The sequence below is a fragment of the Kytococcus schroeteri genome (genome assembly GCF_002847825.1).
Taxonomy (GTDB): Bacteria; Actinomycetota; Actinomycetes; order Actinomycetales; family Dermatophilaceae; genus Kytococcus; species Kytococcus schroeteri.
The window spans coordinates 35,376-61,608 of the sequence record NZ_PKIZ01000017.1; the positions used below are offsets into that span (position 1 = coordinate 35,376).

At 73.6% G+C, this 26,233-nt stretch carries 26 protein-coding genes, 1 tRNA gene and 2 riboswitches; of the genes, 8 read left to right on the forward strand and 19 right to left on the reverse strand.

All coding sequences use genetic code 11. The features are described 5' to 3' along the window. Positions 1-6: 6 nt before the first annotated feature. Positions 7-657, reverse strand: coding sequence for an MBL fold metallo-hydrolase (locus CYJ76_RS09055; RefSeq protein WP_070706078.1), 651 nt, complete (start codon positions 655-657; stop codon positions 7-9). Between the two features lie 46 nt (positions 658-703). On the opposite strand from CYJ76_RS09055, the gene CYJ76_RS09060 reads away from it, so the two are divergent. Next, positions 704-1,351 (forward strand): SDR family oxidoreductase, encoded by a 648-nt coding sequence (locus CYJ76_RS09060; RefSeq protein ID WP_101849907.1) that lies wholly within the window; start codon positions 704-706, stop codon positions 1,349-1,351. Beyond that, positions 1,348-2,391, forward strand: a complete 1,044-nt coding sequence (locus CYJ76_RS09065; protein ID WP_070706074.1) for an LLM class flavin-dependent oxidoreductase — start codon at positions 1,348-1,350, stop codon at positions 2,389-2,391. The genes CYJ76_RS09060 and CYJ76_RS09065 overlap by 4 nt, the downstream gene beginning before the upstream one ends. A 61-nt stretch (positions 2,392-2,452) precedes the next feature. Here the strand turns inward: CYJ76_RS09065 and CYJ76_RS09070 are convergent. From CYJ76_RS09070 to CYJ76_RS09085, 4 genes are all read right to left on the reverse strand, one after another. Then, positions 2,453-2,528: transfer RNA gene (locus CYJ76_RS09070), tRNA-Thr, on the reverse strand. A 111-nt stretch (positions 2,529-2,639) separates the two neighbouring features. Beyond that, positions 2,640-3,455 (reverse strand): transglycosylase family protein, encoded by an 816-nt coding sequence (locus tag CYJ76_RS13110; RefSeq protein ID WP_101849908.1) that lies wholly within the window; start codon positions 3,453-3,455, stop codon positions 2,640-2,642. A gap of 32 nt (positions 3,456-3,487) precedes the next feature. Beyond that, positions 3,488-3,591, reverse strand: a riboswitch (cyclic di-AMP (ydaO/yuaA leader). 259 nt (positions 3,592-3,850) lie between these two features. After that, on the reverse strand, positions 3,851-4,810 hold the full coding sequence (locus CYJ76_RS09080) for a transglycosylase family protein (protein WP_101849909.1): 960 nt from the start codon (positions 4,808-4,810) through the stop codon (positions 3,851-3,853). A gap of 6 nt (positions 4,811-4,816) precedes the next feature. Next, a riboswitch (cyclic di-AMP (ydaO/yuaA leader) is annotated at positions 4,817-4,970 on the reverse strand. A gap of 173 nt (positions 4,971-5,143) precedes the next feature. Further along, the gene (locus tag CYJ76_RS09085; protein ID WP_101849910.1) at positions 5,144-7,021 is read right to left on the reverse strand and encodes a serine/threonine-protein kinase; all 1,878 of its coding nucleotides are present in this window, start codon (positions 7,019-7,021) and stop codon (positions 5,144-5,146) included. A 130-nt stretch (positions 7,022-7,151) separates the two neighbouring features. Between CYJ76_RS09085 and CYJ76_RS09090 the strand changes: the two genes are divergently transcribed. Continuing rightward, positions 7,152-8,639 (forward strand): alpha,alpha-trehalose-phosphate synthase (UDP-forming), encoded by a 1,488-nt coding sequence (locus CYJ76_RS09090; protein ID WP_101849911.1) that lies wholly within the window; start codon positions 7,152-7,154, stop codon positions 8,637-8,639. After that, positions 8,636-9,481: a trehalose-phosphatase gene (otsB, locus tag CYJ76_RS09095; RefSeq protein ID WP_202820477.1), complete on the forward strand. Its 846-nt coding sequence runs from the start codon at positions 8,636-8,638 to the stop codon at positions 9,479-9,481. The genes CYJ76_RS09090 and otsB overlap by 4 nt, the downstream gene beginning before the upstream one ends. A gap of 22 nt (positions 9,482-9,503) precedes the next feature. Here otsB and rlmB read toward each other — a convergent pair whose 3' ends face one another. Together rlmB and cysS are read right to left on the reverse strand one after the other, a co-directional pair. Further along, complete coding sequence (rlmB, locus tag CYJ76_RS09100; protein ID WP_101849912.1) at positions 9,504-10,484, reverse strand: 23S rRNA (guanosine(2251)-2'-O)-methyltransferase RlmB; 981 nt, start codon at positions 10,482-10,484, stop codon at positions 9,504-9,506. Between the two features lie 2 nt (positions 10,485-10,486). Continuing rightward, positions 10,487-11,944 (reverse strand): cysteine--tRNA ligase, encoded by a 1,458-nt coding sequence (gene cysS / locus CYJ76_RS09105; protein WP_101849913.1) that lies wholly within the window; start codon positions 11,942-11,944, stop codon positions 10,487-10,489. A 111-nt stretch (positions 11,945-12,055) separates the two neighbouring features. Between cysS and CYJ76_RS12240 the strand changes: the two genes are divergently transcribed. Continuing rightward, entirely contained in the window at positions 12,056-12,952 is an 897-nt protein-coding gene (locus CYJ76_RS12240; protein ID WP_144043066.1) for a hypothetical protein, read from the forward strand. 65 nt (positions 12,953-13,017) lie between these two features. Here CYJ76_RS12240 and CYJ76_RS09120 read toward each other — a convergent pair whose 3' ends face one another. The 5 genes from CYJ76_RS09120 to CYJ76_RS09140 form a co-directional block, all read right to left on the reverse strand. Then, the gene (locus CYJ76_RS09120; protein ID WP_180802270.1) at positions 13,018-13,704 is read right to left on the reverse strand and encodes an MBL fold metallo-hydrolase; all 687 of its coding nucleotides are present in this window, start codon (positions 13,702-13,704) and stop codon (positions 13,018-13,020) included. After that, positions 13,701-14,792: an S-(hydroxymethyl)mycothiol dehydrogenase gene (locus CYJ76_RS09125; RefSeq protein WP_101849916.1), complete on the reverse strand. Its 1,092-nt coding sequence runs from the start codon at positions 14,790-14,792 to the stop codon at positions 13,701-13,703. Before CYJ76_RS09125 ends, CYJ76_RS09120 begins: the two co-directional genes overlap by 4 nt. Positions 14,793-14,902: 110 nt before the next feature. Next, positions 14,903-15,412, reverse strand: a complete 510-nt coding sequence (ispF, locus tag CYJ76_RS09130; RefSeq protein WP_414467286.1) for a 2-C-methyl-D-erythritol 2,4-cyclodiphosphate synthase — start codon at positions 15,410-15,412, stop codon at positions 14,903-14,905. Further along, the gene (gene ispD, locus CYJ76_RS09135) at positions 15,409-16,149 is read right to left on the reverse strand and encodes a 2-C-methyl-D-erythritol 4-phosphate cytidylyltransferase (RefSeq protein ID WP_101849930.1); all 741 of its coding nucleotides are present in this window, start codon (positions 16,147-16,149) and stop codon (positions 15,409-15,411) included. Before ispD ends, ispF begins: the two co-directional genes overlap by 4 nt. Positions 16,150-16,153: 4 nt before the next feature. Continuing rightward, on the reverse strand, positions 16,154-16,636 hold the full coding sequence (locus tag CYJ76_RS09140) for a CarD family transcriptional regulator (protein WP_070705367.1): 483 nt from the start codon (positions 16,634-16,636) through the stop codon (positions 16,154-16,156). A gap of 87 nt (positions 16,637-16,723) precedes the next feature. Between CYJ76_RS09140 and CYJ76_RS09145 the strand changes: the two genes are divergently transcribed. Continuing rightward, a complete protein-coding gene (locus tag CYJ76_RS09145) occupies positions 16,724-17,260 on the forward strand; it encodes a hypothetical protein (protein ID WP_070705366.1) in 537 nt (178 codons plus the stop codon). Between the two features lie 16 nt (positions 17,261-17,276). Here the strand turns inward: CYJ76_RS09145 and CYJ76_RS09150 are convergent, their stop codons facing one another. Next, positions 17,277-17,957 (reverse strand): response regulator transcription factor, encoded by a 681-nt coding sequence (locus tag CYJ76_RS09150; protein ID WP_101849917.1) that lies wholly within the window; start codon positions 17,955-17,957, stop codon positions 17,277-17,279. Between the two features lie 53 nt (positions 17,958-18,010). Then, positions 18,011-19,189 carry a sensor histidine kinase gene (locus CYJ76_RS09155; RefSeq protein WP_101849918.1) on the reverse strand — a complete coding sequence of 393 codons (1,179 nt, stop codon included), beginning with the start codon at positions 19,187-19,189 and terminating at the stop codon, positions 18,011-18,013. A 149-nt stretch (positions 19,190-19,338) separates the two neighbouring features. On the opposite strand from CYJ76_RS09155, the gene phoU reads away from it, so the two are divergent. Further along, positions 19,339-20,013: a phosphate signaling complex protein PhoU gene (gene phoU, locus CYJ76_RS09160; protein WP_101849919.1), complete on the forward strand. Its 675-nt coding sequence runs from the start codon at positions 19,339-19,341 to the stop codon at positions 20,011-20,013. A gap of 9 nt (positions 20,014-20,022) precedes the next feature. Here the strand turns inward: phoU and CYJ76_RS09165 are convergent, their stop codons facing one another. From CYJ76_RS09165 to CYJ76_RS09175, 3 genes are read right to left on the reverse strand one after another with little or no spacing between them, the layout of a single operon-like run. Beyond that, positions 20,023-20,778 (reverse strand): phosphoglyceromutase, encoded by a 756-nt coding sequence (locus CYJ76_RS09165; protein ID WP_101849920.1) that lies wholly within the window; start codon positions 20,776-20,778, stop codon positions 20,023-20,025. 22 nt (positions 20,779-20,800) lie between these two features. After that, the gene (locus CYJ76_RS09170; protein WP_101849921.1) at positions 20,801-21,340 is read right to left on the reverse strand and encodes a type III secretion system chaperone family protein; all 540 of its coding nucleotides are present in this window, start codon (positions 21,338-21,340) and stop codon (positions 20,801-20,803) included. Then, entirely contained in the window at positions 21,327-22,598 is a 1,272-nt protein-coding gene (locus tag CYJ76_RS09175) for a glycosyltransferase (protein WP_180802271.1), read from the reverse strand. The genes CYJ76_RS09170 and CYJ76_RS09175 overlap by 14 nt, the downstream gene beginning before the upstream one ends. A gap of 43 nt (positions 22,599-22,641) precedes the next feature. Here CYJ76_RS09175 and CYJ76_RS09180 point away from each other — a divergent pair, with 43 nt between their 5' ends. Beyond that, a complete protein-coding gene (locus tag CYJ76_RS09180; protein ID WP_101849923.1) occupies positions 22,642-23,415 on the forward strand; it encodes an SAM-dependent methyltransferase in 774 nt (257 codons plus the stop codon). Between the two features lie 31 nt (positions 23,416-23,446). Here CYJ76_RS09180 and CYJ76_RS09185 read toward each other — a convergent pair whose 3' ends face one another. Further along, entirely contained in the window at positions 23,447-24,604 is a 1,158-nt protein-coding gene (locus CYJ76_RS09185) for an MFS transporter (RefSeq protein ID WP_180802272.1), read from the reverse strand. A gap of 38 nt (positions 24,605-24,642) precedes the next feature. Continuing rightward, complete coding sequence (locus CYJ76_RS09190; RefSeq protein WP_462345205.1) at positions 24,643-25,953, reverse strand: ISL3 family transposase; 1,311 nt, start codon at positions 25,951-25,953, stop codon at positions 24,643-24,645. Positions 25,954-26,233 lie beyond the last annotated feature (280 nt).

Genomic DNA, 26,233 nt, shown 5'->3' on the forward strand with positions numbered 1-26,233 from the left:
CCTCGGTCACCAGCCCCGCTCGCGCCACTGACCGAGCTGTGGGCGCTCGGCCCCGAGCGTGGTGGGGTCACCGTGCCCGGGGTGCACGTGCGCCGCGTCGTCGAAGCGCCCGAAGAGCCGCTCGGTCACGTCGTCCAGCAACTGCTCGAAGTCCTGCGACGACCACGTCCTGCCCACTCCCCCGGGGAAGAGCGAGTCGCCGGTGAACAGGTGCACCTCGTTGCCGTCGCGCAGCACCAGGGCCACCGACCCGGGGGTGTGGCCGCGCAGCGCCACCACCTCCAGCGCCAGGTCCTCGACCTCCAGCACCTCGCCGTGGGCCAAGGAGCGCACCGTGCCGGCGGGCAGGCCGGCCTCCTCCTCGATGGCGGCCGCGTCCTCCACGCCGCCGTGGGCCACCACACCGTCCCCACCGGCCAGCTCCGCCAGGGCCCGCACGTGGTCCCAGTGGCGGTGCGTGGTCACCACGGCGCGCAGGTCCGGCGCGCGGTCACCGGCGGCCTCGGCCAGCAGCCCGCGCAGGGCGGGGGCGTCGTCCGCGGCGTCCACGAGCACCTGCGCCCCGGTGGCCCGGGAGGTGAGGACGTAGCAGCGGTTGTCCATCTCGGAGACGCTCGTGCGGTGGACGGTCACGGTGGGCAGGTCGACGATGCGCATGCCCCCAGTGTGACGCGACGTGGTCGGCCTGCGAGAGGCTGGAGGCATGGCTGACATCCTCATCATCGGTGGACACGGCAAGATCGCGCTCCAGGCGGCCGCCCTGCTGGCCGGTCGGGGCGACGAGGTCACGAGCGTGGTGCGCAACCCGGACCACGCCGCGGACGTGCGCGCCACCGGCGCCACGCCCCTGGTGCTCGACGTGGAGCAGGCCCAGCAGGTCGAGTTCGTCCGCGCGATGCGGGGCCGGGACGCCGTGGTCTGGTCCGCCGGGGCCGGCGGCGGCGACCTGGCCCGCACCTACGCCGTGGACCAGCGCGCCGCCATCGCCTCCATGCGGGCCGCCCGCGACGCCGGCGTGCCCCGCTACGTCATGGTGAGCTTCTTCGGCTCGGCTCTGGACCACCCGCTGCCCTACGACGAGGGCTTCTTCCACTACGCCCAGGCCAAGGCCGTGGCCGACGCCCACCTGCGCGGCACCTCGCTGGCCTGGACGATCCTCGCCCCCAGCCGCCTCACCGACCAGCCCGGCACCGGCCGCATCGAGGTGGGGGCGCAGCAGCCTTCCCAGATCCCGCGGGCGGACGTGGCCGCCACCATCGCGCACGTGCTGGGCGAGGGGTCCCGGGCCTCCCTGCACCGCACCCTCACGATGAACACCGGTGACACCCCCATCGCCGAGGCGATCGCATGAGCACCCCGGCCACCCCACGCACCGCGCCCGGTGGCCGCGTGCCGCTCTCGGTGCTCGACCTCGTGCCCCGCTCTGAGGGCATGACCCCGGCCGATGCCATCGAGGCCTCGCGCTCCTACGCCGCCCGGCTGGACGCCCTGGGCTACCACCGCCTGTGGGTGGCCGAGCACCACAACACCACCACCTTCATGTCCTCGGCCACGGCCCTGCTCATCGCCCACCTGGGGGCGGGCACGCAGCGCATCCGCCTCGGTTCCGGCGGGGTGATGCTGCCCAACCACTCGCCGCTCATGGTGGCCGAGTACTACGGCACCCTGGCCACGCTCCTCCCCGGCCGCATCGACCTGGGGCTGGGCCGCGCGCCGGGCACCGACCCGATGACGGCCTCCGCCCTGGCCCGCCGCTCGGCCGGGCTCGAGGACGTCGCCTCGGACGTCGCGATGCTGGCGCGCTGGCTGGGCGAGGAGCCGGACGCGGCCGTGGGTCAGGTGCGCGCGGTGCCCGGGGCCGGCACCCGGGTGCCGCTGTGGATGCTGGGCTCCTCCACCGGCGGTGCGGCCGTGGCCGCCGCCCTCGGTCTGCCGTTCAGCTTCGCGAGCCACTTCGCCCCGACCCAGCTGTCGGAGGCGATCGCGCTCTACCGCAGCCAGTTCCAGGCCGACGCCCCCACCGCCCAGGTGGACCGGCCGTACGTCATGGCCGGGGTCAACGCCCTCGTGGCCCCCACCACCGAGGAGGCCCGGTACCTGTTCACCACCTCCCAGCAGCTGGCCGCCGGCATCCGTTCCGGACGTCCGGCGCCGCTGCAGCCGCCGGTGGAGGACGTCACCCGCGTGGTGCCCGAGGAGCTCCTGCGGCTGGCCGACGGTCACGGCATCCGCATGGTGGGCGACCCCGCCACGGTGGTCGGGCAGCTCGAGGAGTTCGTGGAGCGCCACGACCTGGACGAAGTCATCACCACCACCTACACGCACGACCCCGCCCTGCGGGTCCGCTCGGCGGAGCTCCTCGCCGAGGCGTGGGGGCTCGAGGGCGCCTGACCCGCGGCACGGACGCACCACGGCCCGGCCCCCTGCGTGGGGACCGGGCCGTGGCGTCAGGTGGAGCCCCCGACAGGAGTCGAACCCGCGACCTGCTGTTTACAAGGCAGCTGCTCTACCAACTGAGCTACAGGGGCCTGTGGCGGCACAGTGTAGGCCGCACGTCCGCCGCTCCCCACACGGCCGAGGCCTCCCCCGGTGCACGGGGGAGGCCTCGGCGATCGGCCGCCGGGGCGGCCGTCACGGCATCAGACGGCGACGCCGTAGGACGACCAGAAGTAGCCGCGGTCGGTCCTCACCCAGCCGGAGGCCAGCTTGGTGCCCTTCACCGTGGTGCCGGCGCGGTACTGACCCAGGATGGCATGGGACAGGCCGGCGCCCGCGCGCACGTTGACGCCCTGGGTGATGCGGAAGGTGGTGGCACCGGGGGTGTCCGCCACACCGGGGGTACCGAAGGAGTGCCAGAAGTACTTGCCCTCGGTGGTCTTCACCCAGCCGGAGGCCAGCTTGGTGCCGGTGACCTTGGTGCCCGGGTACAGCTTGCCCACGGCCTGGTAGGAGGTGCCCGGGCCGGTGCGGTAGTTCACCCGGTCGGTGATGGTCCAGTCCTGGGTGGGGGTGGTGGGCGGGGTCGGCGGGGTGGGGGGCGTCGGCGGGGCCGGCGGCGTGGGCGGCGTGCCCGGCATCGCGTTCTTGTCGGCGCCACCGTTGTCACGGGTCAGGCCGGCCTTCTTGCTGCACACCGGCCACGCACCGGGACCCGCGTAGGCAAGGGCGCGACGGGCCGCGGCGATCTGCTCGGCCTTGGAGGCGAGGTCGGCGCGCGGCGCCCACACCGTGGCCCCGACGCCCTTCCAGGCCACGGGGTGGAACTGCAAGCCGCCGTAGTAGCCGTTGCCGGTGTTGATCGACCAGTTGCCACCGGACTCGCACTGGGCCACGCGGTCCCACACGGTCGGGTCGTAGGCGGCGTGGGCGGGCGCGGAGAAGCCGGAGGCCACGACCGCGCCGGTGAGGCCGGCGACGGTCAGGCCGCGCTGGGCCGAGGAGTTCTGGGGGGACATGAGGGGAGGTCCTTTCCTGACCGGTCCGCCGCCGGGGTGAGCTGTCGGGTTCGGGCGTCAGGAGCCCGGCCTCGCTCGGGAGGCTTCACCCCGAGTCGGCAACCCGGTGCGGTGGCCGACGGAGATGGGTCCCCCGTGTCCGCCAGCGCCCGGGAATCCGGCAGGGCGCACCCGTGGCGAACGTGGGCGGCGGGTGCACGCAAGGGGATGTGTGAGATGAGGAGTCGCTCCCGTACTGGAGGTGCGGGCGCGATTCACAGAGTAGCGACGGACGCGCCCGCGTCAAGCCCTGGGTGGACATGTGCGAGGCCCCCGTCCACCTGTGGGTGGTCCGGGGGCCTCGGGGCCGGCTCGGCGCCGGCGGGTGGCTCACCGCAGCGGGTGGGCCGGGTGGCTCACTTGGTCAGCTCACCGAAGGTGTGCCAGAAGTAGCCGCGGTCGGTCTTGACCCAACCGTTGTCGAGCTTCACGCCCTTGACGGTGGCACCGGTCAGGTACACGCCCAGCGGGGTGTTGTCCATGCCGGCCTCCGGGCGGACGTTCACCCCGTGGGTGATGGTCCAGGTACCGGCCTCGGAGGTGGTCTCGGAGCCGAAGGTGTGCCAGAAGTAGCCGCGGTCGGTCTTCACCCAGCCGCTCTCGAGCTTCACGCCCTCGAGCTGGGTGCCGGCCTCGAGGATGCCCTTCGGCGTGTTGTCCATGCCGGCCTCCGGCCGCAGGTTCACGCCGCGGTCGATGGTCCAGGTCACGGTCTCGCCGGTGGTGTCGTCCTCGTCCACGAACGGCGTCGGGGCCGGCTCGGGCTGCGGCGTGGGGGCGGGCTCCGGCGTGGGGGCGGGCTCCGGCGTGGGGGCGGGCTCCGGCTTGGGCTCCGGCTTGGGGGCCGGCTCCGGCTTGGGCTGGGGCTCCGGCTTGGGGGCCGGGGCGGGCTCCGGCTGGGGGGCCGGGGTCGAGCCACCGTCGGGCATGGCGTTGCTGTCGGCGCCACCGTTGGCGGAGGTCAGACCGGCCTCGATGGAGCACATCGGCCAGGCCTTGGGGCCGGCGTAGGCCAGGGCACGGCGGGCGGCGGCGATCTGCTCGGACTTGGAGGCGAGGTCGGCGCGCGGGGCCCACTGGGTGCCGCCGACGCCCTCCCAGGCCTGCTGGGTGAACTGCACGCCACCGTAGAAGCCGTTGCCGGTGTTGATGGACCAGTTGCCACCGGACTCGCACTGCGCCACGCGGTCCCACACGGAGGGGTCGTAGGAGGAGGCGTTGGCGGGCGCGGCAGCGGCCAGGCCGGTCACGATGAAGGCACCGGACACACCGGCGGCGCCGAGGGCACGGTGGGACGAGAGGGGGAAACGGGACATGGGGATCCTTCCTGACTGCATCCGCCGGTGGAGTGAGCTGTCGGGTTCGGAACGTCAGGTGTCCCGGCCTCCGGAGGAGGCTTCACCCCGAGCGGGGAGATGACCCCGCGTACTTCCTGTGGGTCCCCCACACCCGCCAAGACCCCGGGACTCTCCCGGGCACAGCGCGTCCGTGGCGGGATTGGGCGGCGGACGCGCGTCACAAGTGACTGAAATCAAGGGTTTTCAGTTGTGCGGTGACGGCTCTTCGGGCCGTGCACGGGCAGCAACGATAGCGATGAGCCGCCCGAGGTCAAACTCAGACGCGTGTCGCTCCCCGCCTCGAGGGCCTGTTCAGCCTAGGGGCACCAACGATGTGGGCCACCCCTGTGAGAGCCCCCACAGGGCCACCACGGCCCCGGCCACCACGAGCACGAGTGCCCCCACCGCCGCCGCAGGACCGGACCGCAGCGGGGCCGCCAGCGTCAGGTGCGTGCCCCGCCGCAACGAGGCGCTGTCGATGCCCCACCAGAGCGCCAGCACCGCCACGAAGGCACCACTGCCCCAGGCGAGTGCGTTGTCCAGACCCACCGCGGAGGGGGTCCGGAACGAGGTGAGCGCGTCGTGCCCCAGGAAGAGGTTGACCAGCACCACGACCGCGGCCCCCAGGACCGCCGGCGCGATGAGGGACGCGGCCGAGCGCAGCACGGCCGTCACCAGGTGCCAGGGAGCGGCCGCCGTGATGCGCCACGCGTCACCGCGGCGGCGCCCGCGGGCCATGAGCCGGCGCAGGTGACCCATCGCGCTGTGGTCCACCCACCGGGCCACCAGCACCCACGCTGCCACCACGGCCGCGGCCACGACCGGCCAGAGCATCGCGAGGGCGATGACCAGGAGGGCGCCGGTCAGCACCACCCACGGGAGCCGGCGCTGGCGTCCCCGCGGGTCGTAGGGGTGCAGGCACGCCGGGCCGGGTGCCCCCTGCGGCAGCACGCTCGCTCCGTGGCCCGCCTGCGGGGCGGGCTGGCCGGGCCGGGCGTCCGGCCAGACCGGCTGCTCGGCCTGCGGCCAGGGGCGCGGTTCGGGCTCGCGCAGGGTGCTGAACGGCTGGCCCGTCTGCTGCGCCGGCCCCGGCGGTGCCCACGCCCGCGGCTCGGGCTCGCGCAGGGTGCCGGCCGGCTGGGCACGGTGCTGCGGCGGGGGCTGCAGCACGCTCTCGTCACGCCGCGAGACCGCCGAGCGCGGGATCTCCCGGGTGGGGGTGCGCTCGACCGGGCGGGTCGCGTCCGCCGGCGCGTGCGCGGGACTCGCCCAGGCACTCGCTCCCGGGACCGCCCGGGTGGCAGCGGGGTCGTGACCGACCGGCTGGGTGGCTCCGGGGTCCTCCCCGGGCGGCCCGGCCTGGACCCCCAGCGGCTGCGTCGCCCGACGCACCGGCAGGGCACCCCCGCCGTTCTCGACCACCTCCCGCACCTCGGCGGCCGTGGGGCGCGCGGACGGGTCCACCGCCAGGCAGGCCTCGGCCAGCGGCCGCCAGGCCCCGTCCATCGAGCGCAGGTCGTGCTCGCCGCGGCGGATGCGGGCCAGGATCGCCTCGTTCGGTCCCCCGCCGTAGGGGTTGCGCCCCATCGAGGCGAAGGCCAGCACCGCACCGAGCCCCCACCAGTCCGTGGCCACCGTCGGGTGCCCGCCCTCGACCAGCTCCGGCGCCAGGTAGCCCGGGGTGCCCATGACCAGCCCGGTGGCGGTCAGGCGGCTCTCGTCCCCGATGTGGGCGATGCCGAAGTCGATGATGACGGGCTCGCCGGCGCGGCCCACCATCACGTTGCCCGGCTTGAGGTCCCGGTGCACCACACCCACCTCGTGGATGGCCCGCAGCGCCTCGTGCACCCCCGCGGTGAAGCGCCGCAGGGCGCCGTCGTCGAGCGGCCCGTGGGTGGCCACGTGCTCGTCCAGCGGCAGGCCGTCCACGAACTCGGTGACGATGTAGGGGGTGGGCGCCTCCACGTCGGCGTCCAGGAAGCTGGCCACGCGAGGGTGGCGCACCCGCGCCAGGGTGGAGACCTCACGCTCCAGCCGGGTGCGCGCCGCGGTGTCGAAGGCGATGTGCGGGTGGAGCACCTTGACCGCCACGGACCGGCCCGCGGCGTCGGTCGCCCGGTGCACCGTGCCCATGCCGCCGTGCCCCAGCCGCTCCTCCAACCGGTACGGGCCCACCTGCGTGATCTCCATGCCCCGAGGGTAGGCGCCGGGACCCCGCCGGCCCGTGCAACCAGCGACGGAGCGTCCGGGCGTTTGCGAGCCCCACCACCGTGTGGTGAGGTGAGCGCGAGGGTCGGTCCCGACCCAGCCGGAGGACGACGTGAACGCACCCGAGAGCCAGACCGGAAGCCCGGAGACCTTCGACTTCGTGGTGGTGGCCAACCGCCTCCCCGTGGACCGGGTGGTGGACGCCGACGGCACCACCCAGTGGCGCACCTCGCCCGGCGGGCTGGTCACCGCCATGGAGGCCGTGATGCGCGTGGCCGACGGCGCCTGGGTGGGATGGGCCGGGGAGGCCGGGGACGCGCCGGCCCCGTTCGACGACGACGACATCCACCTGCACCCGGTGCCGCTCTCGGCCGACGAGGTCCGCGACTACTACGAGGGATTCTGCAACGACACCATCTGGCCGATCTACCACGACGTCATCGTCTCGGCCACCTTCCACCGCGAGTGGTGGAGGAGCTACCGCACGGTCAACGAACGCTTCGCCCGCGCGGCCGCAGAGGTGGCCGCTCACGGCGCCACGGTGTGGGTGCAGGACTACCAGCTGCAGCTCGTGCCCCAGCTGCTGCGCGACCTGCGGCCGGACCTGCGCATCGGCTGGTTCAACCACATCCCCTTCCCCCCGGTGGAGCTCTTCGCCCAGCTCCCCTGGCGTAGCGAGATCCTGCGCGGCCTGCTGGGCGCCGACTTCCTGGGCTTCCAGCGCCCCGACGACGCCGCGAACTTCCGCCGCTCGGCCGCCCGGCTGGCGGGGGTGAGCCTGGACGACGACGTGCTCACTCTGGCCCGCGAGGACGGGCGCCGCGTGCGGGCCGCTGCCGTGCCCATCAGCGTGGACTCCCAGCAGCTCGACCGGATGGCCCGCACCGAGGCCGTCCGGGAGCGCGCGGCCGAGCTGCGCGCCTCGCTCGGCAACCCGCGGACCCTGGTGCTCGGCATCGACCGCCTCGACTACACCAAGGGCATCCGCCACCGCCTCAAGGCCTTCGGCGAGCTGCTGGCCGAGGGGAGCGTGGCCCCGCCGGAGACCACCTTCGTGCAAATCGCCACACCCAGCCGGGAGCGGGTGGAGGCCTACCGCAACCTCCGCGAGCAGGTGGAGGGCACCGTGGGGCACCTCAACGGGGACTTCTCCCCCCTGGGCACCACCGCCATCCACTACATCCACCGCTCGCACCCCCGCCAGGACATGGCCGCGCTCTTCCTGGCCGCCGACGTGATGCTCGTGACCCCGCTGCGCGACGGCATGAACCTCGTGGCCAAGGAGTACGTGGCCTGCCAGGTGGACGGCGGGGGCGCCCTGGTGCTCAGCGAGTTCACCGGGGCGGCCGAGGAGCTGGGCGAGGCCTACCTGTGCAACCCGCACGACGTCGAGGGCCTCAAGCAGACCCTGCTGCGCGCCATCACCGACGACGAGGACGAGAAGCGGCGCCGCATGGCCGCCCTGCGCGAGGTGGTTCTGGACAAGGACGTGCACACCTGGAGCCGCGACTTCCTGCTGGCCCTGGAGCACGCCCCCGACCTGCCGCCGGCCGGCGAGCCCGAGCCCGCCGTGATCGCCGACGCCGAGGAGACCGAGTGACCACCGGCCGCACCGACCAGCCCGCCCCGGACCAGTCCCACCTGGGCCGCTCCCCGTGGCTGGTGGTGGCCACCGACTTCGACGGCACCCTGGCTCCCTTCCACGACGACCCGATGGCGGTCCGGCCGCACCCCGGTGCCGTCGCCGCCCTGCGTCGGCTGGCCGCCCTGCCCGGCACCGAGGTGGTTCTCGTCAGCGGCCGCGACGTGGCCACCCTGCAGCAGCTCAGCGGGCTCGGGCCGGCCGAGGGGGTCTCACTGCTCGGCTCCCACGGTGGCCAGCGGTGGCAGGTGGACCACGACGCCCCGGCGGGCCTCGACGAGGACGAGGCCGCCCAGCGGGAGATGCTCGTGACCGGCGGGCGCGGCCTGGTGGCCGAGCTGCCCGGCACCACCCTGGAGGAGAAGTTCGCCGGCGTGGTGGTGCACACCCGGCAGGCCTCCCCCGAGGTGGCCCTGGAGGCCCGCGCCGCGGCACGCCGGCTCGCCAAGCGGTGCGGCGTGCAGGTCATGGTGGGCAAGAACGTGCTGGAGCTCAGCGTGCTGCGCACCACCAAGGGGGCCGCGCTGCGCACCCTCATCGACTCCCTGGGCGCGGACCGCTTCCGCCGCCGCAGTCACCGCGACCGCACCCCCGGCCACACCCTGTGGTTCGCCGGCGACGACGTCACCGACGAGACGGTCTTCCGCGCCTTCGACGGCGAGGCCGCGGCCGTGCTCGTCAAGGTGGGCGAGGGGGCCAGCGCCGCCACCTCACGCGTGGACGGCATCGAGGACGTGGCGCGGCTGCTCACCGAGCTGGCCGACGCGCGCGAGGCCGCCGAGGCGGCGCGCCCGGTCTGAGCCGGCCGGGCGGCGCGGCCCGTCAGCCCTCGGCGCCCTCCGCAGCGAGCCGCGCGCGCTCGCGGGAGATCTCGTACAGGGTGACCGCGGCGGCGGTGCCGGCGTTGAGCGACTCGGTGAGACCCGACATCGGGATGTTGACGACCTGGTCGCACAGCTCACGGGTGAGGCGGGAGAGCCCCTTGCCCTCCGAGCCCACCACGACCACCAGCGGGTCCGGGGCCAGCGGCAGGCCGGGGAGGTCCACGACACCGTCGGCGTCCAGGCCCACCACGAACACGCCCTGCGAGCGCAGGTCCTGCAGCGCGCGGTTGAGATTGGTCACGCGGGCCACGGGAAGGCGCGCGGCCGCGCCGGCCGAGGTGCGCCAGGCCGCGGCGGTGACGCCGGCCGAGCGACGCTCGGGCACGATCACGCCGTGCGCCCCGAAGGCCGCCGCCGAGCGGATGATGGCGCCCAGGTTGCGCGGGTCGGTGATGCCGTCCAGGGCCACGAACAGCGGCGTGACGTCCGCGGTCCGGTCGAGCAGGTCCTCCAGGTCCGGGTACTCGTACGGCGGCACCTGCAGCACCAGGCCCTGGTGCACCTCGCCGTCGGAGAGGCGGTCCAGCTCCGGGCGGCCGGCCTCCAGCATCGGCAGGCCCCGCTCGGAGGCCAGGCGCAGCGCCTCCTTGACGCGGTCGTCGGAGTCGATGGTGGACGCCACGTAGAGGTGCGTGGCCGGCACCGCGGTGCGCAGCGCCTCGAGCACCGCGTTGCGGCCGATGACCAGCTCGGTGGAGTCCTTGCCGCTGCGGGCCTTGCTGCGGCTCGGGCGCTGCGGGCCGGCGGCCTTGGCCAGCCGGCGGGCGCGCTTGGCCGCCGGGTGGTACTGGCGGTCCTCGGCCTTGGGCGTGGGGCCCTTGCCCTGCAGGCCCTTGCGGCGGTGCCCGCCGGACCCGACCTGCATGCCCTTCTTGTTGTCCTTGCGCACCGCCCCACGGCGCGACGAGTTGCCTCGCACGGTCAGGCCTCCTTGGTGGTCGTCAGGTCCCAGGTGGCGCCCTGCGGACCGTCCTCCACCACGATGCCGAGGGCGGCCAGCTGGTCGCGGACCGCGTCGGCCGCGGCGAAGTCCTTGGCGGCACGGGCGGCCGCACGGGCCTCCAGGCGCTCGGCCACCAGGCCCTCCAGGGCGCGGCGCGCGGCGTCGTCGCCCCCGCCGGCGGCACCGATGGCCCACTGCGGGTCGAGCGGGTCCAGGCCCAGCACCTCCAGCATCGCGGCCACGGTGACCGCGGCCTGCCCGGCGGCTGCCGGGTCCGGGGTGCCGGCCAGGGCGCTGTTGCCCCGGCGCACGTGCTCGAAGACCACGGCCAGGGCGGCCGAGACGTTCACGTCGTCGTCCAGGGCAGCGGCGAACTCCGCCGGCAGCTCGGCGGTGAGCGCCTGCTCGCGCGCGTCCCCCGCCGCGAGCCCGGCCACACCGAGCGCACGGGTGAGGAAGCTCTCCACCCGCTCCACCTGGGCGGTGGCCTCGGCCAGCGAGCCCTCGGTGTACTCCAGCGCAGAGCGGTAGTGCACGGTGGCCAGCAGCCAGCGCACGGCCAGCGGGCGGTAGGTCTTGGTCAGCTCGGCCACGGTGAGGGTGTTGCCGAGCGACTTGCTCATCTTCTCGCCGCCGGTGGTGAGCATGCCGTTGTGCAGCCAGAAGTTGGCGAAGCCGAAGCCCGCCGCACGCGACTGCGCCTGCTCGTTCTCGTGGTGCGGGAAGCGCAGGTCGTTGCCGCCCCCGTGGATGTCGAACTCCTCGCCCAGCCAGCGCCAGGACATGGCCGAGCACTCCAGGTGCCAGCCCGGGCGGCCGCGTCCCCACGGGGTGGGCCAGGTGGCGGTGTGCGGCTCGTCGGCCTTGGCGCCCTTCCACAGCGCGAAGTCGCGGGGGTCCCGCTTGCCGCGCGGGTCGGCGTCGGTGGCCGGCGCCATGTCGTCGATCCGCTGGCGGGTCAGCTCGCCGTAGTCGGCCCAGGAGCGCACGTCGAAGTACACGTCGCCGGAGCCGTCGGCCGCCGGGTAGGCGTGGCCCCGCTCGATGAGGCGCTCCATGAGCTCGATCATGTCCGGCACGTGGCCGGTGGCGCGGGGCTCGTAGGAGGGCGGGCGCACCCCGATGGTCTCCAGCGCCGCGGTGGTCTCGCGCTCGTAACGCTGGCTCCACTCGTTCCACGGCACGCCGTTCTCGGCGGACTTGGCCAGGATCTTGTCGTCGATGTCGGTCACGTTGCGCACCAGCGTGACCTCCAGGCCGTGCCCACGCTCCATCCACCGGCGCAGCACGTCGAAGGCGACGGCGAAGCGCAGGTGGCCGATGTGCGGGCTGGTCTGGGTGGTGAGACCACAGATGTAGATGCTGGCCCGTCCGGGAACTCGCGGGACGAAGTCGCGGACCTCGCGGGTGGCCGAGTCGTGCAGTCTGAGAGTCACGGCGCAGAGTCTACGGGGGTTGCCACCGGACCCCCCTCTGGCCAGACTGCCCGGAACGGGGCACCCGGCCCCGACCGCCACCGGCGGTGCCTGACGAGGGGGGAGACCACCATGCGACGAACCACCAGTGCGACCCTGGGCCTCGTGCTCGCGATGAGCCTGGCCGCGTGCAGCCAGGACGACCCGGCCCCGGACCCCAGCACGAGCTCCAGTGCCCCGGAGGAGAGCGCCAACTCCCCGGAGGAGTCCCCCAGCTCGAGCGACGCCTCCCCGAGCCCGTCCGAGTCCACGGACGCGCCCAGCCCGAGCGAGTCCACACCCGACCCGACGGGGCCGTCGGCCACCACCACGACCCCCAAGCACCCCAGCCCCACCACGGAGCCCGGCCCCGACCCGAGCCCCACGACCGAGCCGACGGCCCCCTCGCCCAGCGACGAGCCGTCCTCGCCGGCACCCACGGACGTGCCGAGCCCCACCGCCCCGACCAGCCCGCCCACCTCGCCGACCGACCCGCGCCCCACGCTCGACCCCAGCAGCACCATCTCGGTGACCCCCGTTCCCAGCCTCGAGGAACTCGACCGTCACAACCAGGGCGAGCGCAGCGTGTACCTCGAGAAGGTGCAGGGGCGCACCATCACCGTGCGGGGGCGCACCTTCCCCGACGACTGCACGGACTCCTGCGACCCGGTGGCCGGCAAGCGGCAGACCCTCACCGTCTCGCCCGAGGCCACCGGATTCCTGACCGTCGTCCCGAAGGTCCCTGACAGCTACCCCACCGGGATGGCGCTCCTGGAGGTCCCGGGAGACCTGGCGCTCCAGGTGTGCGCCGCGAGCCTCACCGACGAGGGGGACCTACTCGGCCTCCTCGAGACCTGGGACGCCGAGCACAGCGACACCCGGTTGCCGCTGCCGACCGTGGACGAGGTGCTGCCCTGTGGAGTCGCCGGGATCGACGTGGCCCCCGACGGGAGGACGGTCACCCGCATCGGGTCGCAGTTCGCGGCCTGACCCCGCACACGCAGGAGGGCGCCCCACCGGTCGGTGGGGCGCCCTCCTGCGTGTGCGCACGCGGCTCAGTGCCCGCGGTCGATCCACTCCTGCCGGTGCGGGGCCTCCGCACCGATGGTGGTGGCGTCACCGTGCCCGGTGAGCACCTTGGTGTCCGGTGGCAGCACCAGCAGCTGCTCGGTGATCGACCGGATGATGAGGCCGAAGTCCGAGAAGCTGCGCCCCGTGGCGCCGGGGCCGCCCTGGAAGAGGGTGTCGCCGCTGAACAGGATGCCCAGGGCCGGCACGTAGAAGCAGACCGCGCCGGGGCTGTGACCGGGGGTGTGCAGCACCTCCATGGCCACTCCGGCCACGGTGACGCGCTGGCCGTGCTCCAGGTCGTGGTCCGGGGCCACCGGGTAGACCGCGTCCCAGAGCATCCGGTCGGCCGGGTGCAGGTACGTGGGCGACCACTTGTCGCCGGTCACCTCACCGGTGGCGTTGATGTGGTCGTTGTGCGCGTGCGTGTGCAGCACGGCGCGCAGGGTGCGCTTGCCGATCGCGTCCAGCACCGGCCCCCCGTCGTGCCCGGGGTCGATGACCACGCACTCCTCGGCGTCCCCGAGGAGCCAGACGTTGTTCTCCACCTCCCAGGAGCCGCCGTCGAGCTCGAAGGTGCCGGCGGTGACGACGCGCTCCACGCGCACGCCCTCGATCTGGCGGGGCGTGGCCACGCGCTGGGCGGGGCCGGACGGCTTGTGCTCGGCGCTCATCGCGACACCTCCACCACGGACCGCAGCACGTCACCGCGGTGCATCTTGTCGAAAGCCTCCTCCACCTGGTCCAGGCCGATGCGCTCGGAGACGAAGGCGTCCAGGTCGAGCCGGCCCTGCCGGTAGAGGTCCACCATCATCGGGAAGTCGCGGCTGGGCAGGCAGTCGCCGTACCAGCTGGACTTCAGCGCACCCCCGCGCCCGAAGACCTCCAGCAGCGGCAGCGTGATCTCCATGTCCGGCGTCGGCACGCCCACGAGCACCACGGTGCCGGCCAGGTCGCGGGCGTAGAAGGCCTGCTCGTAGGTCTCGGGGCGGCCCACGGCCTCCACCACCACGTCGGCGCCGAAGCCACCGGTCGCCTCGCGGATGGCCTCCACCACGTCGCCGTCGGCCGGGTCCACCGTGTGGGTGGCACCCATCTCACGGGCCTTCTCCAGCTTGCGCGGGTCGGTGTCCACCGCGATGACGGTGGTCGCCCCGGCCACCACGGCGCCGGCGAGCGCGGCCATGCCCACGCCACCACAGCCGATGACGGCGAAGGAGTCCCCACGCTTCACCCCGCCGGTGTTCACCGCCGCACCGAAGCCGGCCATCACGCCGCAGCCGAGCAGGCCGGTGGCGGCGGCGTCGGCCTCGGGGTCCACCTTGGTGCACTGGCCGGCGTGCACCAGCGTCTTCTCGGCGAAGGCGCCGATGCCCAGCGCGGGCTCCAGCTCGGTGCCGTCGGTGAGCGTCATCTTCTGCGCGGCGTTGTGGGTGTCGAAGCAGTACCAGGGCTCACCCTTGGCGCAGGCCCGGCAGGTGCCGCACACGGCACGCCAGTTGAGCACCACGGTGTCGCCCGGCTCGACCTCGGTCACGCCCTCGCCCACGGACTCCACGACGCCGTTGGCCTCGTGGCCGAGCAGGAAGGGGAAGTCGTCGGTGATGCCGCCCTGCTTGTAGTGCAGGTCGGTGTGGCAGACGCCGCAGGCGGTCACCTTCACCACGGCCTCGCCGGGACCCGGGTCGGGCACCACGACGTCGACCACCTCCACCGGCGCGTCCTTGCTGCGGGCGATGACGCCCTTGACCGTGCTCGGCATGCTGCCTCCTGATCACGTGAGGGGTGGGGCGGGACAGGCCCCCGTGTCTGCCCCCACGGTATCGACACCCACCGACGACCTCGCCGGGCGCCCGGCGCCGCGCGGGCGCCTCAGGCCGGGACGACCAGGGCGGTGGCGAGGGCGGCGATCCCCTCGCCACGGCCGGTGAGTCCGAGCCCGTCGGTGGTGGTGGCCGAGACCGACACCGGCACCCCACCGAGCGCGGCCGACATCGCGGCCTGCACCTCCTCGCGGCGCGGACCCACCTTGGGCCGGTTGCCGATGACCTGCACGGCCACGTTGCCCACCCGGAAGCCGGCGGCCTCGACGATGCGCAGGGCCTCGGCCAGCATGTCCGCCCCGCGCGCGCCGGCCATCTCCGGGCGGCCGGTGCCGAAGTGCGTGCCCAGGTCGCCCACCCCGGCGGCAGAGAAGAGTGCGTCGCAGGCGGCGTGGGCGGCCACGTCCCCGTCGGAGTGCCCCTCGATGCCGCGCTCCCCCGGCCACTCCAGCGTGCCCAGCCAGAGGGCGCGGTCGTCCTGCGCCCACCGGTGCACGTCCGTGCCGTGGCCGACGCGGGGCAGGGTGGGCAGGGGTTCGGGCGTCTGCGAGGTGGTCACGGGGCCACCCTGCCACCTGCGGCGCGGAGGTCCTCCGGGGTGGTGATCTTGGCCGAGCGGGCGTCACCCGGGACCACGACCACCCGCTCGCCCAGCTGCTCCACGAGCAGGGCGTCGTCCGTGGCCGCAGCACCGGCGCCCGGGACCGCGTGGGCCCGCTGGAGCACCTCACGGCGGAAGCCCTGCGGGGTCTGCACCGCGCGCAGGGTGGAGCGGGCCGGCGTGGCCACCACCGGCTCGGGGCCACCCGGGGAGGGCTCCACCACCTTGACCGTGTCCACCACGGGGACCCCCGGGACCACCGCCGCCGCCCCCTCGCGGACAGCGGCAACCACGCGGTCGAACACCTCCGCGGGGGCGAAGCAGCGGGCAGCGTCGTGCACGAGGACGACCTCCACGTCCGGGCCCAGGGCGGCCAGGCCGGCGGCCACCGAGTCGGTGCGTTCGGCCCCGCCGGTCACCACGGTGGTCCGGTGCGTGCACGGGCAGCCCGCGGCGAGGTCGAGGCACTCCTGCGCCCGGTCCTCCCACCCGGCGGGCGCCACGACCACCAGCTCGTCCACCCGTGCGGTGGCGAGCACGCCGTGGATCGCGTGCTCGAGCAGGGACGAGCCGTCCACCTCGACGAAGGCCTTGGGGATGCCGGCCCCCAGGCGCGTGCCGGACCCGGCGGCGACGAGGACGACCCCGACGGCGGGAGCGCCGTCGGGGTCGTGGGGGGTCTGCTGTGCGTTCAGGGGATCAGCTCGCGAGGACCTCGTCGAGGGTGGCCTCGGCCTTCTCCTCGTCGGTCTTCTCGGCCAGGGCCAGCTCGGAGACGAGGATCTGGCGCGCCTTGGCCAGCATCCGCTTCTCCCCGGCGGACAGACCGCGGTCCTGCTCGCGGCGCCACAGGTCACGCACGACCTCCGCCACCTTGATGACGTCACCGGAGGCGAGCTTCTCGAGGTTCGCCTTGTAGCGGCGGGACCAGTTGGTCGGCTCCTCGCAGTTCTCGGCGCGCAGCACGCCGAACACCTTCTCGAGACCCTCCGCGTCCACGACGTCGCGGACACCCACGAGGTCGCAGTTCTCGGCAGGAACCTCGATGGTCAGGTCGCCCTGCGCCACCTTGAGCTTCAGGTAGGTCATCTCCTTGCCCTTGACCTTGCGCTGCTTGACCTCTTCGATGAGCGCTGCACCGTGGTGCGGGTAGACGACCGTTTCACCGACTTCAAACGTCATGTAGTGCCCCTTTCGCCCGAGAATTCTAACACTGGGCACGCCGTGGCCCCCGAGCCGTCGCGGCCCACCGTTGGGTACCATGCGCGGGTGATCACCACTGCCCGCGCCCACGCCCCCGCCCGCCTCGGACGCCGCCTGGCGGCCCTGTCCGTCGTCGGCATGCTCGCTCTCTCCGGCTGCCAGTCCCTCTCCCCGCTGGAGACCACCCGCGACTACGCACCCGCCAACGGCGAGCTCGTGCGCGCCGGCGACGTGAGCGTCCTCGACCTGACCGTCCTGGGCACCCAGGCCGATGCCGAGGGTCGCGTCATCGGGGCCGTGTCCAACTCCGGCTCCGAGCCGCAGCAGGTCAGCCTCTCCGCCGACGGCAAGGAGATCTGGAGCGGCACCGTGAAGCCCCACAGCAGTGTGAAGCTCGGTGACGAGAAGGTGACGCTGCCCAAGACCGTGGCACCCGGCGCCTTCCAGGTGCTCACCGTCTCCGCCGGCGGCCAGCAGTCCGAGCAGCGCGTGCCGGTCATGCTCCCGACCGGCGAGTACGAGGAGTTCGCCCCCGAGGGCTGGAAGGCCCCGGAGCGCCCCACCAAGGAGGACCTGCACTCCGAGGGCGGCGCGCACCACTGACGCGCCGCCGGCGCCCTCAGGCGTCGAACTTGTACCCGAGCCCGCGGATGGTGGTGATCAGCCGCGGGCTCGAGGGGTTCTCCTCGACCTTGCCGCGCACCCGCTTGATGTGCACGTCGAGCGTCTTGGTGTCGCCCACGTAGTCGGTGCCCCAGACGCGGTCGATGAGCTGCGCGCGGGTGAGCACCCGCCCCTGGTTGCGCATGAGCATCTCGAGCAGCTCGAACTCCTTGAGCGGCATCGAGACCTGCCGTCCGCGCACCACCACCACGTGGGAGTCCGCGTCGAGCTCCACCCCGCCGGCGCGCACCACGGAGTCCTCCTCCACCAGCGGCGCGCCCCGGCGGCGCAGCACCGCGTTGATGCGGGCCAGGAGCTCGCGCGAGCTGTACGGCTTGGTGACGTAGTCGTCGGCCCCGATCTCCAGACCCACCACCTTGTCGACCTCGGAGTCCTTGGCGGTGAGCATGATGATCGGCACCGTGGACTCGCGGCGCAGCTCGCGGCAGACCTCCACCCCGGACATCCCCGGCAGCATGACGTCCAGCAGCACCAGGTCGGCGCCGGAGTGCTGGAACTCCTCGAGGCCCGACCGGCCGTCCTCCCGCACCACGACGACGTGGCCCTCGCGCTCCAGCAACCAGCTGAGGGGATCGGAGAACGACTCCTCGTCCTCGACGACCAGGATGCGGGCCACGGGGATCCTCCTGCGGGTGCGGTGACGGGGCGCGGTGGGACGACGCGCCGGGACTAGGTCAAGGATGCCGCATCGCCCTCGGCGGCCTCCGTCGAGGTCGCCTCGAGGCTGGGCAGCTCCAGCGTGAAGGTCGAGCCGGTGCCGACGCGTGACCACACGCTCACCGTGCCGCCGTGGTTGCTCACCACGTGCTTGACGATGGCCAGGCCGAGGCCGGTGCCCCCGGTCTGGCGGGACCGGGCCGAGTCGACCCGGTAGAAGCGCTCGAAGATGCGCTCCAGGTCACCGGCGGGGATGCCGACACCCTGGTCGGTCACCACGATGCGCACGGTGCCCGGCTGGTCGCCCCCGGCCACCGTGACGACCACCTTGGTGCCCGGCTCGGAGTAGTTCACGGCGTTGACCAGGAGGTTGCGCACGGCGGTCACCAGCAGCTGCTGGTTGCCGAAGACCCGGCGCTCGGGGCCGTGGGCGACACCCGCCTGGCGCACGGCGACGCCGCGTCCGTCGGCGTGGACCCGCACCTGGTCCACCGCGGTGGAGACCACGTCGACCACGTCCACCGGCTCCGCGCTCTCGGCGGCCTCGCCGGCCTGGAGCCGGGAGAAGTCGAGGATGTCCTGCACGAGCCGGGTGAGGCGCTCGGACTCCACGGTCATCCGGCGGGCGAAGCGCTCCACCGCCTCGGGGTCCTCGCGCGCGTCCAGCACCGCCTCGGAGAGCAGGGCCAGGCCGCCCACGGGGGTCTTCAGCTCGTGGCTCACGTTGGCCACGAAGTCGCGGCGCACCGCCTCCACCCGCTGGGCGCGCGAGCGGTCCTCCAGCAGGATCACCACCCGCTGGGAGCCCAGGGGGAAGACACGGCAGCCCAACGAGACGGTGCCGCCCACGAGCAGGCTCCGGGAGACCCGCACGTCGCGGTCGAGCACCTCGCGGTCGGCGCGGCACTCCTCCACGAGGTCGCGGATCTCCTGGTGGGGCACGACGCCGTCGCGGACGAAGCCCTGGTCGGCGGCGTGGTGGGTGGAGTGCACCACCCGGTTGTCCTGGTCGAGCACGATGACGGTGGAGGCCAGGGAGTCCAGCACCTGCCGTGCGCCGAGGGGGAAGTCCTCCCGTCCCTGCGGCCGCCGGCAGCGCTCGGGCTCCGACCGTCCGCGGCGCCACCACAGGCCGAGTGCCAGACCCACCAGCAGGCCGACGACGAGGGCGAGCCAGGTCATCGGGTCCATGCGCGCCTCCGGGTCATGCAGGCACTCTAGGTGTTCCGGTCATCCGCGTCCCGGCGTCCACCCGGGGTTCACCCGGTACCCGCAGGACCGGCAACCTCCGGTTCACCGGCGGGTGAAACACTGCGGGGCCAGCACGAGACAGGGGAGCCATGCCGCGCACCAACTTCACCCGGGCACTCGGCGAGATGTCCGCCCAGATGGTCGAGATGAACCGCCTGGTGGCCCACGCCGTCCGGGAGGCCAACCGGGCGCTGGGTGCCGCGGACGGCGCCCTGGCGGAGTCGGTGATCTCCGGGGACGCGCTCATCGACGCCTTCTACGCCGAGATCGAGCAGAACGCCATCGACCTGCTGGCGCGCGAGAGCCCGGTGGCCAGCGACCTCCGCCTGGTGGTGACCGCCCTGCAGCTGTCCGCCTCGATGGAGCGCACCGGCGACCTGGCACGCCACGTGGCCGAGCTGGTGCGCATGCGCTACCCGGAGCTCGCCGTGCCGGCGCCGGCTCGCGAGACCATGACGGAGATGGGCCGGCTGGCCCTGGCCCTGGTGGAGGGCGCCGGGGAGGCCCTGGCCACGCAGGACCCCGGCGTGTCGCAGGACCTGGAGGTGCTGGACGACAGCCTCGACGCCTTGCACGTGCGCGTCTTCGAGACCATCCGCCTGGAGATCACCGACACGCAGGAGGCGGTGGACCTCACCCTGCTGAGCCGCTACTACGAGCGCATCGGCGACCACAGCGTGGGCGTGGGGCGCCGCATGGGCTACCTCGCGACGGGTCGGCTGGACCGACCCGGCGAGGACGCCCACGCGGTCACCGTCGCCTGAGCACGGGCCTCACTTGTTGCCTTGGTTGGCAACCTCCTTGATGGCGCCGGCAGCGGCCTCGGGGTCCAGGTAGCGGCCGCCGGGGGTCACCGGGCGGAAGTCGGCGTCGAGCTCGTACACCAGCGGGATGCCGGTGGGGATGTTGACGCCGGCGATGTCCTCGTCGCTGATGCCGTCGAGCTCCTTGACCAGCGCGCGCAGGCTGTTGCCGTGGGCGGTCACCAGCACGGTGCGGCCGGCCTGCAGGTCGGGCACGATCGCCTCGGTCCAGTACGGACGCAGACGGGCCACGACGTCCTTGAGGCACTCGGTGGCCGGGGCGCCCTCACCCAGCTCGGCGTAGCGCGGGTCGTCGGCCTGCGACCACTCGTCGGCGGGGTCGATGGCCGGCGGCGGGGTGTCGAAGCTCCGGCGCCAGGCCATGAACTGCTCCTCCCCGTACTGCTCCTTGATCTCGGCCTTGTCCTTGCCCTGCAGCGCCCCGTAGTGGCGCTCGTTGAGGCACCAGGAGCGGCGCACGTCGATCCAGTGGCGATCGGCGGCGTCGAGGGCGAGGTTGGCCGTGGTGATCGCACGGCGCAGGCGCGAGGTGTGCAGCACGTCGGGCAGCAGGCCCTCGGCCTTGAGCAGCTCGCCGCCGCGGCGGGCCTCGGCGCGGCCCTTCTCGGTGAGGTCGACGTCGACCCAGCCGGTGAACAGGTTCTTCTCGTTCCACTGGCTCTGGCCGTGGCGCAGCAGGATCAGGGTGTGGGCAGCATTCGTCATGGGGGGCACACTATCGCCGTGCTCAGTCGGCGAGCAGGTGGCGGAATGCCTCCAGGTTGCGGGTGGACTCCCCGCGCTTGGTGCGCCAGTTCCACTCGGCCTGCATGGCGGTGAGGAAACCGGCGGCCAGGACCTCGTTGAAGATGCCGTCGCTGGCCTGCAGCACCGCGCCGAGGGTCTCGTCGAACCACCGGTCGGTCACACCCTCCACCGGAGCGCGGCCGGTGAGGTAGACGTCGCCGGCGTCGTCCACGGCGTAGGCGAGCCCCGGCAGGTCGAGGCTGCGGCGCAGCAGCATCCGGTACACCTGCTCGTGGTTCTCGTCCGGGTTGCGCACCACGAAGGCCACCAGGCCCAGTGAACGCTCCCCCACCCGCACCGAGACCACCGTCTTGAGCTTGCGCTCCCCGGGCAGCGTGATGGCCCACGCGGGAGTGGCCTGGCCGGCGTCGTCGTGGACGCGCTCGGCCTGCACGCCCTCCACGTGCTCGGGCGAGTCGGGGTCGGCGTGCTGGGCCACCCAGCGCTCCACCACGGCCAGGGCATCGTCACGGGCGGTCATCGGGGCTCCTCGGGTCGGTCTCGCGGTAGGCGTCCAGGTGGGCCGATGCGGCGGCGGCCCAGGTGAGCTGCTCACCCCGACGGGCACCGGCCTCGCGCAGACGGCCTCTGGCGGCGGGGTCGGCGAGCAGGGCGGCCAGGGTCCGGGCCCAGTCGGCGGGGTCGTGACCGTCCACGAGCACACCGGCGCTCCCGACGGCCTCGGGCAGGCCCCCCACGCGCGCGGCCACCACGGGCACGCCGCACGCCATCGCCTCGGCCGCCACCAGGCCGAAGGACTCGGTGCGGCTGGGCACCACCACGAGGTCGGCGGCGTGGAACAGCCGGGCGAGCTGCTCCGGCGGCACGGCACCGTGGGCGTGCAGCAGGTGCCGGACCGGGGAGGCCTCGATGCGGCGCGGCAGCTCCTCGGCGTCGCCCGACCCGCTGGGCCCGCCGACGAACAGCGCGTGGGCCGCCACCCCGCGGGCGTGCAGGTGCTCCACCGCCTCCAGCAGCACGAGCTGGCCCTTGGCGGGCTGCCAGCGCCCGGCCTGCACGAGCAGCGAAGCATCCGGGCCAAGGCCCAGGTCGCGGCGGGCGGCCACGCGCAGGGTGGTGCGCTCGGCATCGGGCACCGGGTGGAAGGTGGCGGCGTCCACGCCGGGCGGGATGACGCGCACGACGGCCGGGTCGGCCCCCTCGGCCTGCACCTGCTGGGCCTCCCGGCGGGTGCTCACCACGGCCAGGTCCACGGCCCGCAGCACGGCCCGCTCCCCCTCGATGCGGGCGGGCGGCTCGGGCGGCGCCCCGGCCTCGGCGGCCACCTCGGCGTTCTTGGTGGCTCCCATGGTGTGCATGGTGTGGGCCCACACGGCATCCTCGGCCGCCCCACCCGCCGCCACGAGCCGCCGGGCCACCAGGCCGGAAAGCCAGTAGTGCGAGTGCACCACCTGCGGTGTCACCCCCTCGTCGGCCAGGCGCGACGCCACGGCCTCGGCGAACGCGGGCACCAGCGCGGGCAGGTCCTCCTTGGCGGCCCCCGGGTCACCCGCCGGGACGCCCCAGACGACCACGCCCTCGTCCTCCTGCCGCCACAGCGCCCCGGTCACCGAGCGAGTGGCCACCACTACCGACGCACCCGCGGCAGCCAGGGCGCGCGAGAGCTGGCGCACGTAGACGTTCATGCCGCCGGCATCGCCCTCGCCCGGGTCGTCCAGCGGCGAGGTGTGCATGCTCAGCACCAGCACGGCGGGCGGTGCGGGAGGGGGCGTGGACACGGTCCTGAGTCTGCCACCGGCCGCGGCGCTAGGCTCCGGGCCCATGCGGCCGGTCGGGGACATCACGCGCGGGACCACCGCCCCCAACCGCCTTCGCCGCGTGGACCGCTGGATGGTGCGGCGACTGGCCCCCGTGCTCCGGGCCGCGCCGGCACCGCTCGTGGTGGACCTGGGCTTCGGCGCCTTGCCCCTGACCACGGCCGAGACGCACGGCCGCGTGCGCTCCGTGGCGCCGCGGTCCCGCGTGGTGGGGCTGGAGATCGACCCCGACCGCGTGGCCGCCGCCCAGCCGTGGGCCACCGACGGACTGGAGTTCGCGCGGGGCGGGTTCGAGCTGGCCGGGCTCACCGGCATCACCGCGCTGCGGGTGTTCAACGTGCTGCGCCAGTACCCCGAGGAGGCCGTGCCCGGGGCGTGGGCGCAGCTGCAGACGGGGCTGGCACCGGACGGGCTGCTGCTGGAGGGCACCTCCAACGAGGTGGGGCGCCGTGCCGTGTGGGTGACCCTGGACTCCTCCGGGCCGCTGAGCCTGACCTTCAGCTGGGCGATGGCGCAGGTGGACCCGCCGAGCGCCATCGCCGAGCGACTGCCCAAGGTGCTCATCCACCACAACGTGCCGGGCCAGCCGGTGCACGCCCTGCTGAGCGACCTGGACACCGCGTGGCACGCCCACGCCCACCTGGCCACGTGGGGGCGACGGCAGCGCTTCGCCGCCGCGGCCCGCGCCGTGGCGGCGAACTGGCCGGTGCTCGACGCGCGCCACGGCCCACGGCGCGGCGAACTCACCGTGGCGTGGCAGGCCGTGGCCCCGGCCTGAGCGGCAGAGCCACCCACGGACCCGCCCCTCGTCACCGACCCCGGGCCGACCTCGCGACCGCTGCGCTCTGAGCCTCCACCGCCAGTCGCCGCCCCAGGTAGGTCCCGATCACCACGAGCACCGTGGCGGCCAGGAGGGCGGTGCCCAACCCGAGGAGGTCCACCGCGGGCCCCGCGGTCCACACGCCGAGTCCGAATGATCCCACCGTGGCAAAGTCAACCCATGAGTTCGCCCGACCTCGCGCTCCGTCTGGGACGGCATCAGCAAGGAGCTCGTAGGAGGTCGCGCCTGTGAATGCCTGCGCGAGCCGGTGGATGGTCAGGGCGATGAAGGTGAGCCCCACGGCGATCAGCCCCGCCGCAGTGGATGCGAGGAAAGCCCCCAACCCCAGCACGAACAGGCCGACGGCTTGACCAGCCAGACCCACCACCAGCAAGGGGCCGGCGCTGCGGCGCCGTGACACACGGGTGAAGAGCGTCAGCCCGAGGAAGCTGATGAGAACCGAGAACGAGTTCATCGCCGCATACATCATCGACTGGTCCCCGAGCTGGCCCGCCAGAACAGGCAGAGCAACCCAGAGGGCACCCGTTCCCAGCTGGGTGGTGGCCCAGACACCCATGAAGACCAGCAGCACCGGGTGACGGCGCAGCACACCCAGGACCGAACCGTCAGGACGAGATGGCTCGTCGCTCTCCGACCCGGGATCACCGGCGTCAGGACCGAACGCGCGCCTGATGGTGAGCACCACCACCGCGGAGACCAGAAACGACGCGGCGTTCACGAGAAAGGCCCACTTGGCTGAGGCCACGAGGACCAACCCGGCCACCACGGCAGGACCAAGCATTCCTGCGAGGGTCCGCGCCTGCCCGAACGCCGCGAAGATCCCTCCCAGGTTCTCTCCCTCCAGGACACGCGGCACCGAGGCACTCGATGCCGGGAAGTAGAGCGATTCGAAGACAGTCGCCACGAGGGCGCAGCCGAACACCCACCAAGGTTCGGGCGCCACCAGGAACATGACTCCGTATGCCGCAGCAGCACCCACGTCAGCCAGGATCATCACACTGCGACGGTTGAACCGGTCGGCCACCCACCCACAGGCCGGGGTCACCACGGCATCCACCACCACGAGAGCCGCCAAGAGGGTGGACAGCATCGTCGCCGAGTTCGTCCCGGCGGCCAGGACGAGCACCAGGGCCGTGAATCCGGCTCTTCGGAGTTGAGCGTGGGTCATGGGGTGAGTCCTCCGCCGATGAGGAGCATGCGGAGTCGGTAGTTGTGGCGGTTGCGGAAGCCGCGCGCGACGCGGCGGTGGAGCTCGATCAGTCCGTTGATGGCTTCGGTGCCGCCGTTGGATGCTCCGCCGGTGTCGTAGTAGGCCAGCAGGGGTGCGGACCATCGTTGCAGGGTGCGGCCCAGGCGTTTGACCTCGCGGATGGGACTGGTCGGCAGGATCTCGAGCAGGCGCTGCGCGGCGGCCCTGCCGACGGTGGGGGTGGGGGCGTGGAACAGGGCTCGGACGTCCTGGGCGACCTGCCAGGCGAGCTCCACCTCGACGTGTGCCTCGTGAGCGGTGAACGCCGCGGTCAGGCGGGCTCGTTGCCGGTCAGAGATGTTCTCGACCCCAGCGCGCAGCAGGGTCCTGATCCCGTACAAGGGGTCGCCCCTGCGCCCGCGGTGGCCGGTGGTGTCCTGCTGGACCCGGCGACGGACGTCATCCACGCACGCGGTGGCGAGCTTCACGACGTGGAAGGCGTCCACGACCGCGGTCGCGTCGGCGAGGTGGTCATCGATCGCGTTCTTGTACCCGTGGAAGGGGTCCAGGGTGGCGATCTGCACGGCGTCGCGGAAGTCCTGCCCGCGGTCAGTGAGCCACGCCCCGTACACGGCGCCGGAACGGCCCGGGACGAGGTCGAGCAGCCGGGCACGGGTCCGGCCGTCCTGGTCGCGGGTCAGGTCGACCATTCCGGTGAGCATCCGCGGGCCACGCGTGCGCGGATCGACGTGGTGCCACACGTGCTCATCGACCCCGAGCACCGTGACACCGTCGAACCGGGCCGGGTCGGCCTCCAACGCTTCCAGGTGGGCGCGCACAGCGTTCCACACGGTGTGCCAGTCCACCCCCAGCCGGCGGGCCAGACCTGAGATCGAAGCGTGCTCGCCCCGCAGTTCGCGCACTGCCCAGGACACCGCCCGGGTGGTCAACGTGCCCCGTGGTGGGGCCACCGACGGGTTCTGCTCGGTGAAGCTCGCACCAGGGCAGAGGGCCTCTCGGCACACGTATCTGCGCTTGGCCCACACCAGTCGCACCGGTCTGCCGAACGAGGGGGCGTCCACCAGGCGGACCTGATCGCGGCCGTGAGCGGTGGCCACCACCCCACAGTGCGGGCACCCGGCCGGCCCCGACGTGGACTCCACGTGCACCACCAGCCCAGCATCACCGTCATCCACCACCCCGGTGACGCTCATCGCCGGCAACCCCAGCCACGTCTGACAGGCACCACACGAGGCAGCAGGGCACGGGGAAGTAGGCTCAGGCACAGTCGAGGTCCTTGGCGATCCGAGGGGGTAGAAGTCCTCAGATCATGCCCGGGACCTCGACCCCTACCCCCAAGCACCCACGCTCAACTCCGAAGAGCCCGTTATCGGGAACCTGTGGAAAACCCTGCCGGTGGGGTGGTGCGCTGTGCCAAGGTGCCGGTGTTGCCCTTCGTCGCACCGGGAGACCCCTCATGCCCGCTGGTTCGTTGCCCGTGAAGACCGCCGTGCTCGCCGTGTGCGGGGCCCTGTTGGTGGGGGCGTGCTCCTCCGATGCGGAGGG

Bases quoted from the DNA above. Each gene is read 5' to 3' on its own strand.
- CYJ76_RS12240 (WP_144043066.1), top strand. From the start codon at position 12,056: ATGCGACGAACCACCAGTGCGACCCTGGGCCTCGTGCTCGCGATGAGC.
- CYJ76_RS09080 (WP_101849909.1), bottom strand. From the start codon at position 4,810: ATGTCCCGTTTCCCCCTCTCGTCCCACCGTGCCCTCGGCGCCGCCGGT.
- CYJ76_RS09065 (WP_070706074.1), top strand. From the start codon at position 1,348: ATGAGCACCCCGGCCACCCCACGCACCGCGCCCGGTGGCCGCGTGCCG.
- phoU (WP_101849919.1), top strand. From the start codon at position 19,339: ATGCCGCGCACCAACTTCACCCGGGCACTCGGCGAGATGTCCGCCCAG.
- CYJ76_RS09155 (WP_101849918.1), bottom strand. From the start codon at position 19,189: ATGGACCCGATGACCTGGCTCGCCCTCGTCGTCGGCCTGCTGGTGGGT.
- CYJ76_RS09060 (WP_101849907.1), top strand. From the start codon at position 704: ATGGCTGACATCCTCATCATCGGTGGACACGGCAAGATCGCGCTCCAG.
- CYJ76_RS09180 (WP_101849923.1), top strand. From the start codon at position 22,642: ATGCGGCCGGTCGGGGACATCACGCGCGGGACCACCGCCCCCAACCGC.
- CYJ76_RS09085 (WP_101849910.1), bottom strand. From the start codon at position 7,021: ATGGAGATCACGCAGGTGGGCCCGTACCGGTTGGAGGAGCGGCTGGGG.
- CYJ76_RS09125 (WP_101849916.1), bottom strand. From the start codon at position 14,792: ATGCCGAGCACGGTCAAGGGCGTCATCGCCCGCAGCAAGGACGCGCCG.
- CYJ76_RS13110 (WP_101849908.1), bottom strand. From the start codon at position 3,455: ATGTCCCCCCAGAACTCCTCGGCCCAGCGCGGCCTGACCGTCGCCGGC.
- CYJ76_RS09170 (WP_101849921.1), bottom strand. From the start codon at position 21,340: ATGACCGCCCGTGACGATGCCCTGGCCGTGGTGGAGCGCTGGGTGGCC.
- CYJ76_RS09165 (WP_101849920.1), bottom strand. From the start codon at position 20,778: ATGACGAATGCTGCCCACACCCTGATCCTGCTGCGCCACGGCCAGAGC.
- CYJ76_RS09055 (WP_070706078.1), bottom strand. From the start codon at position 657: ATGCGCATCGTCGACCTGCCCACCGTGACCGTCCACCGCACGAGCGTC.
- CYJ76_RS09140 (WP_070705367.1), bottom strand. From the start codon at position 16,636: ATGACGTTTGAAGTCGGTGAAACGGTCGTCTACCCGCACCACGGTGCA.
- CYJ76_RS09120 (WP_180802270.1), bottom strand. From the start codon at position 13,704: ATGAGCGCCGAGCACAAGCCGTCCGGCCCCGCCCAGCGCGTGGCCACG.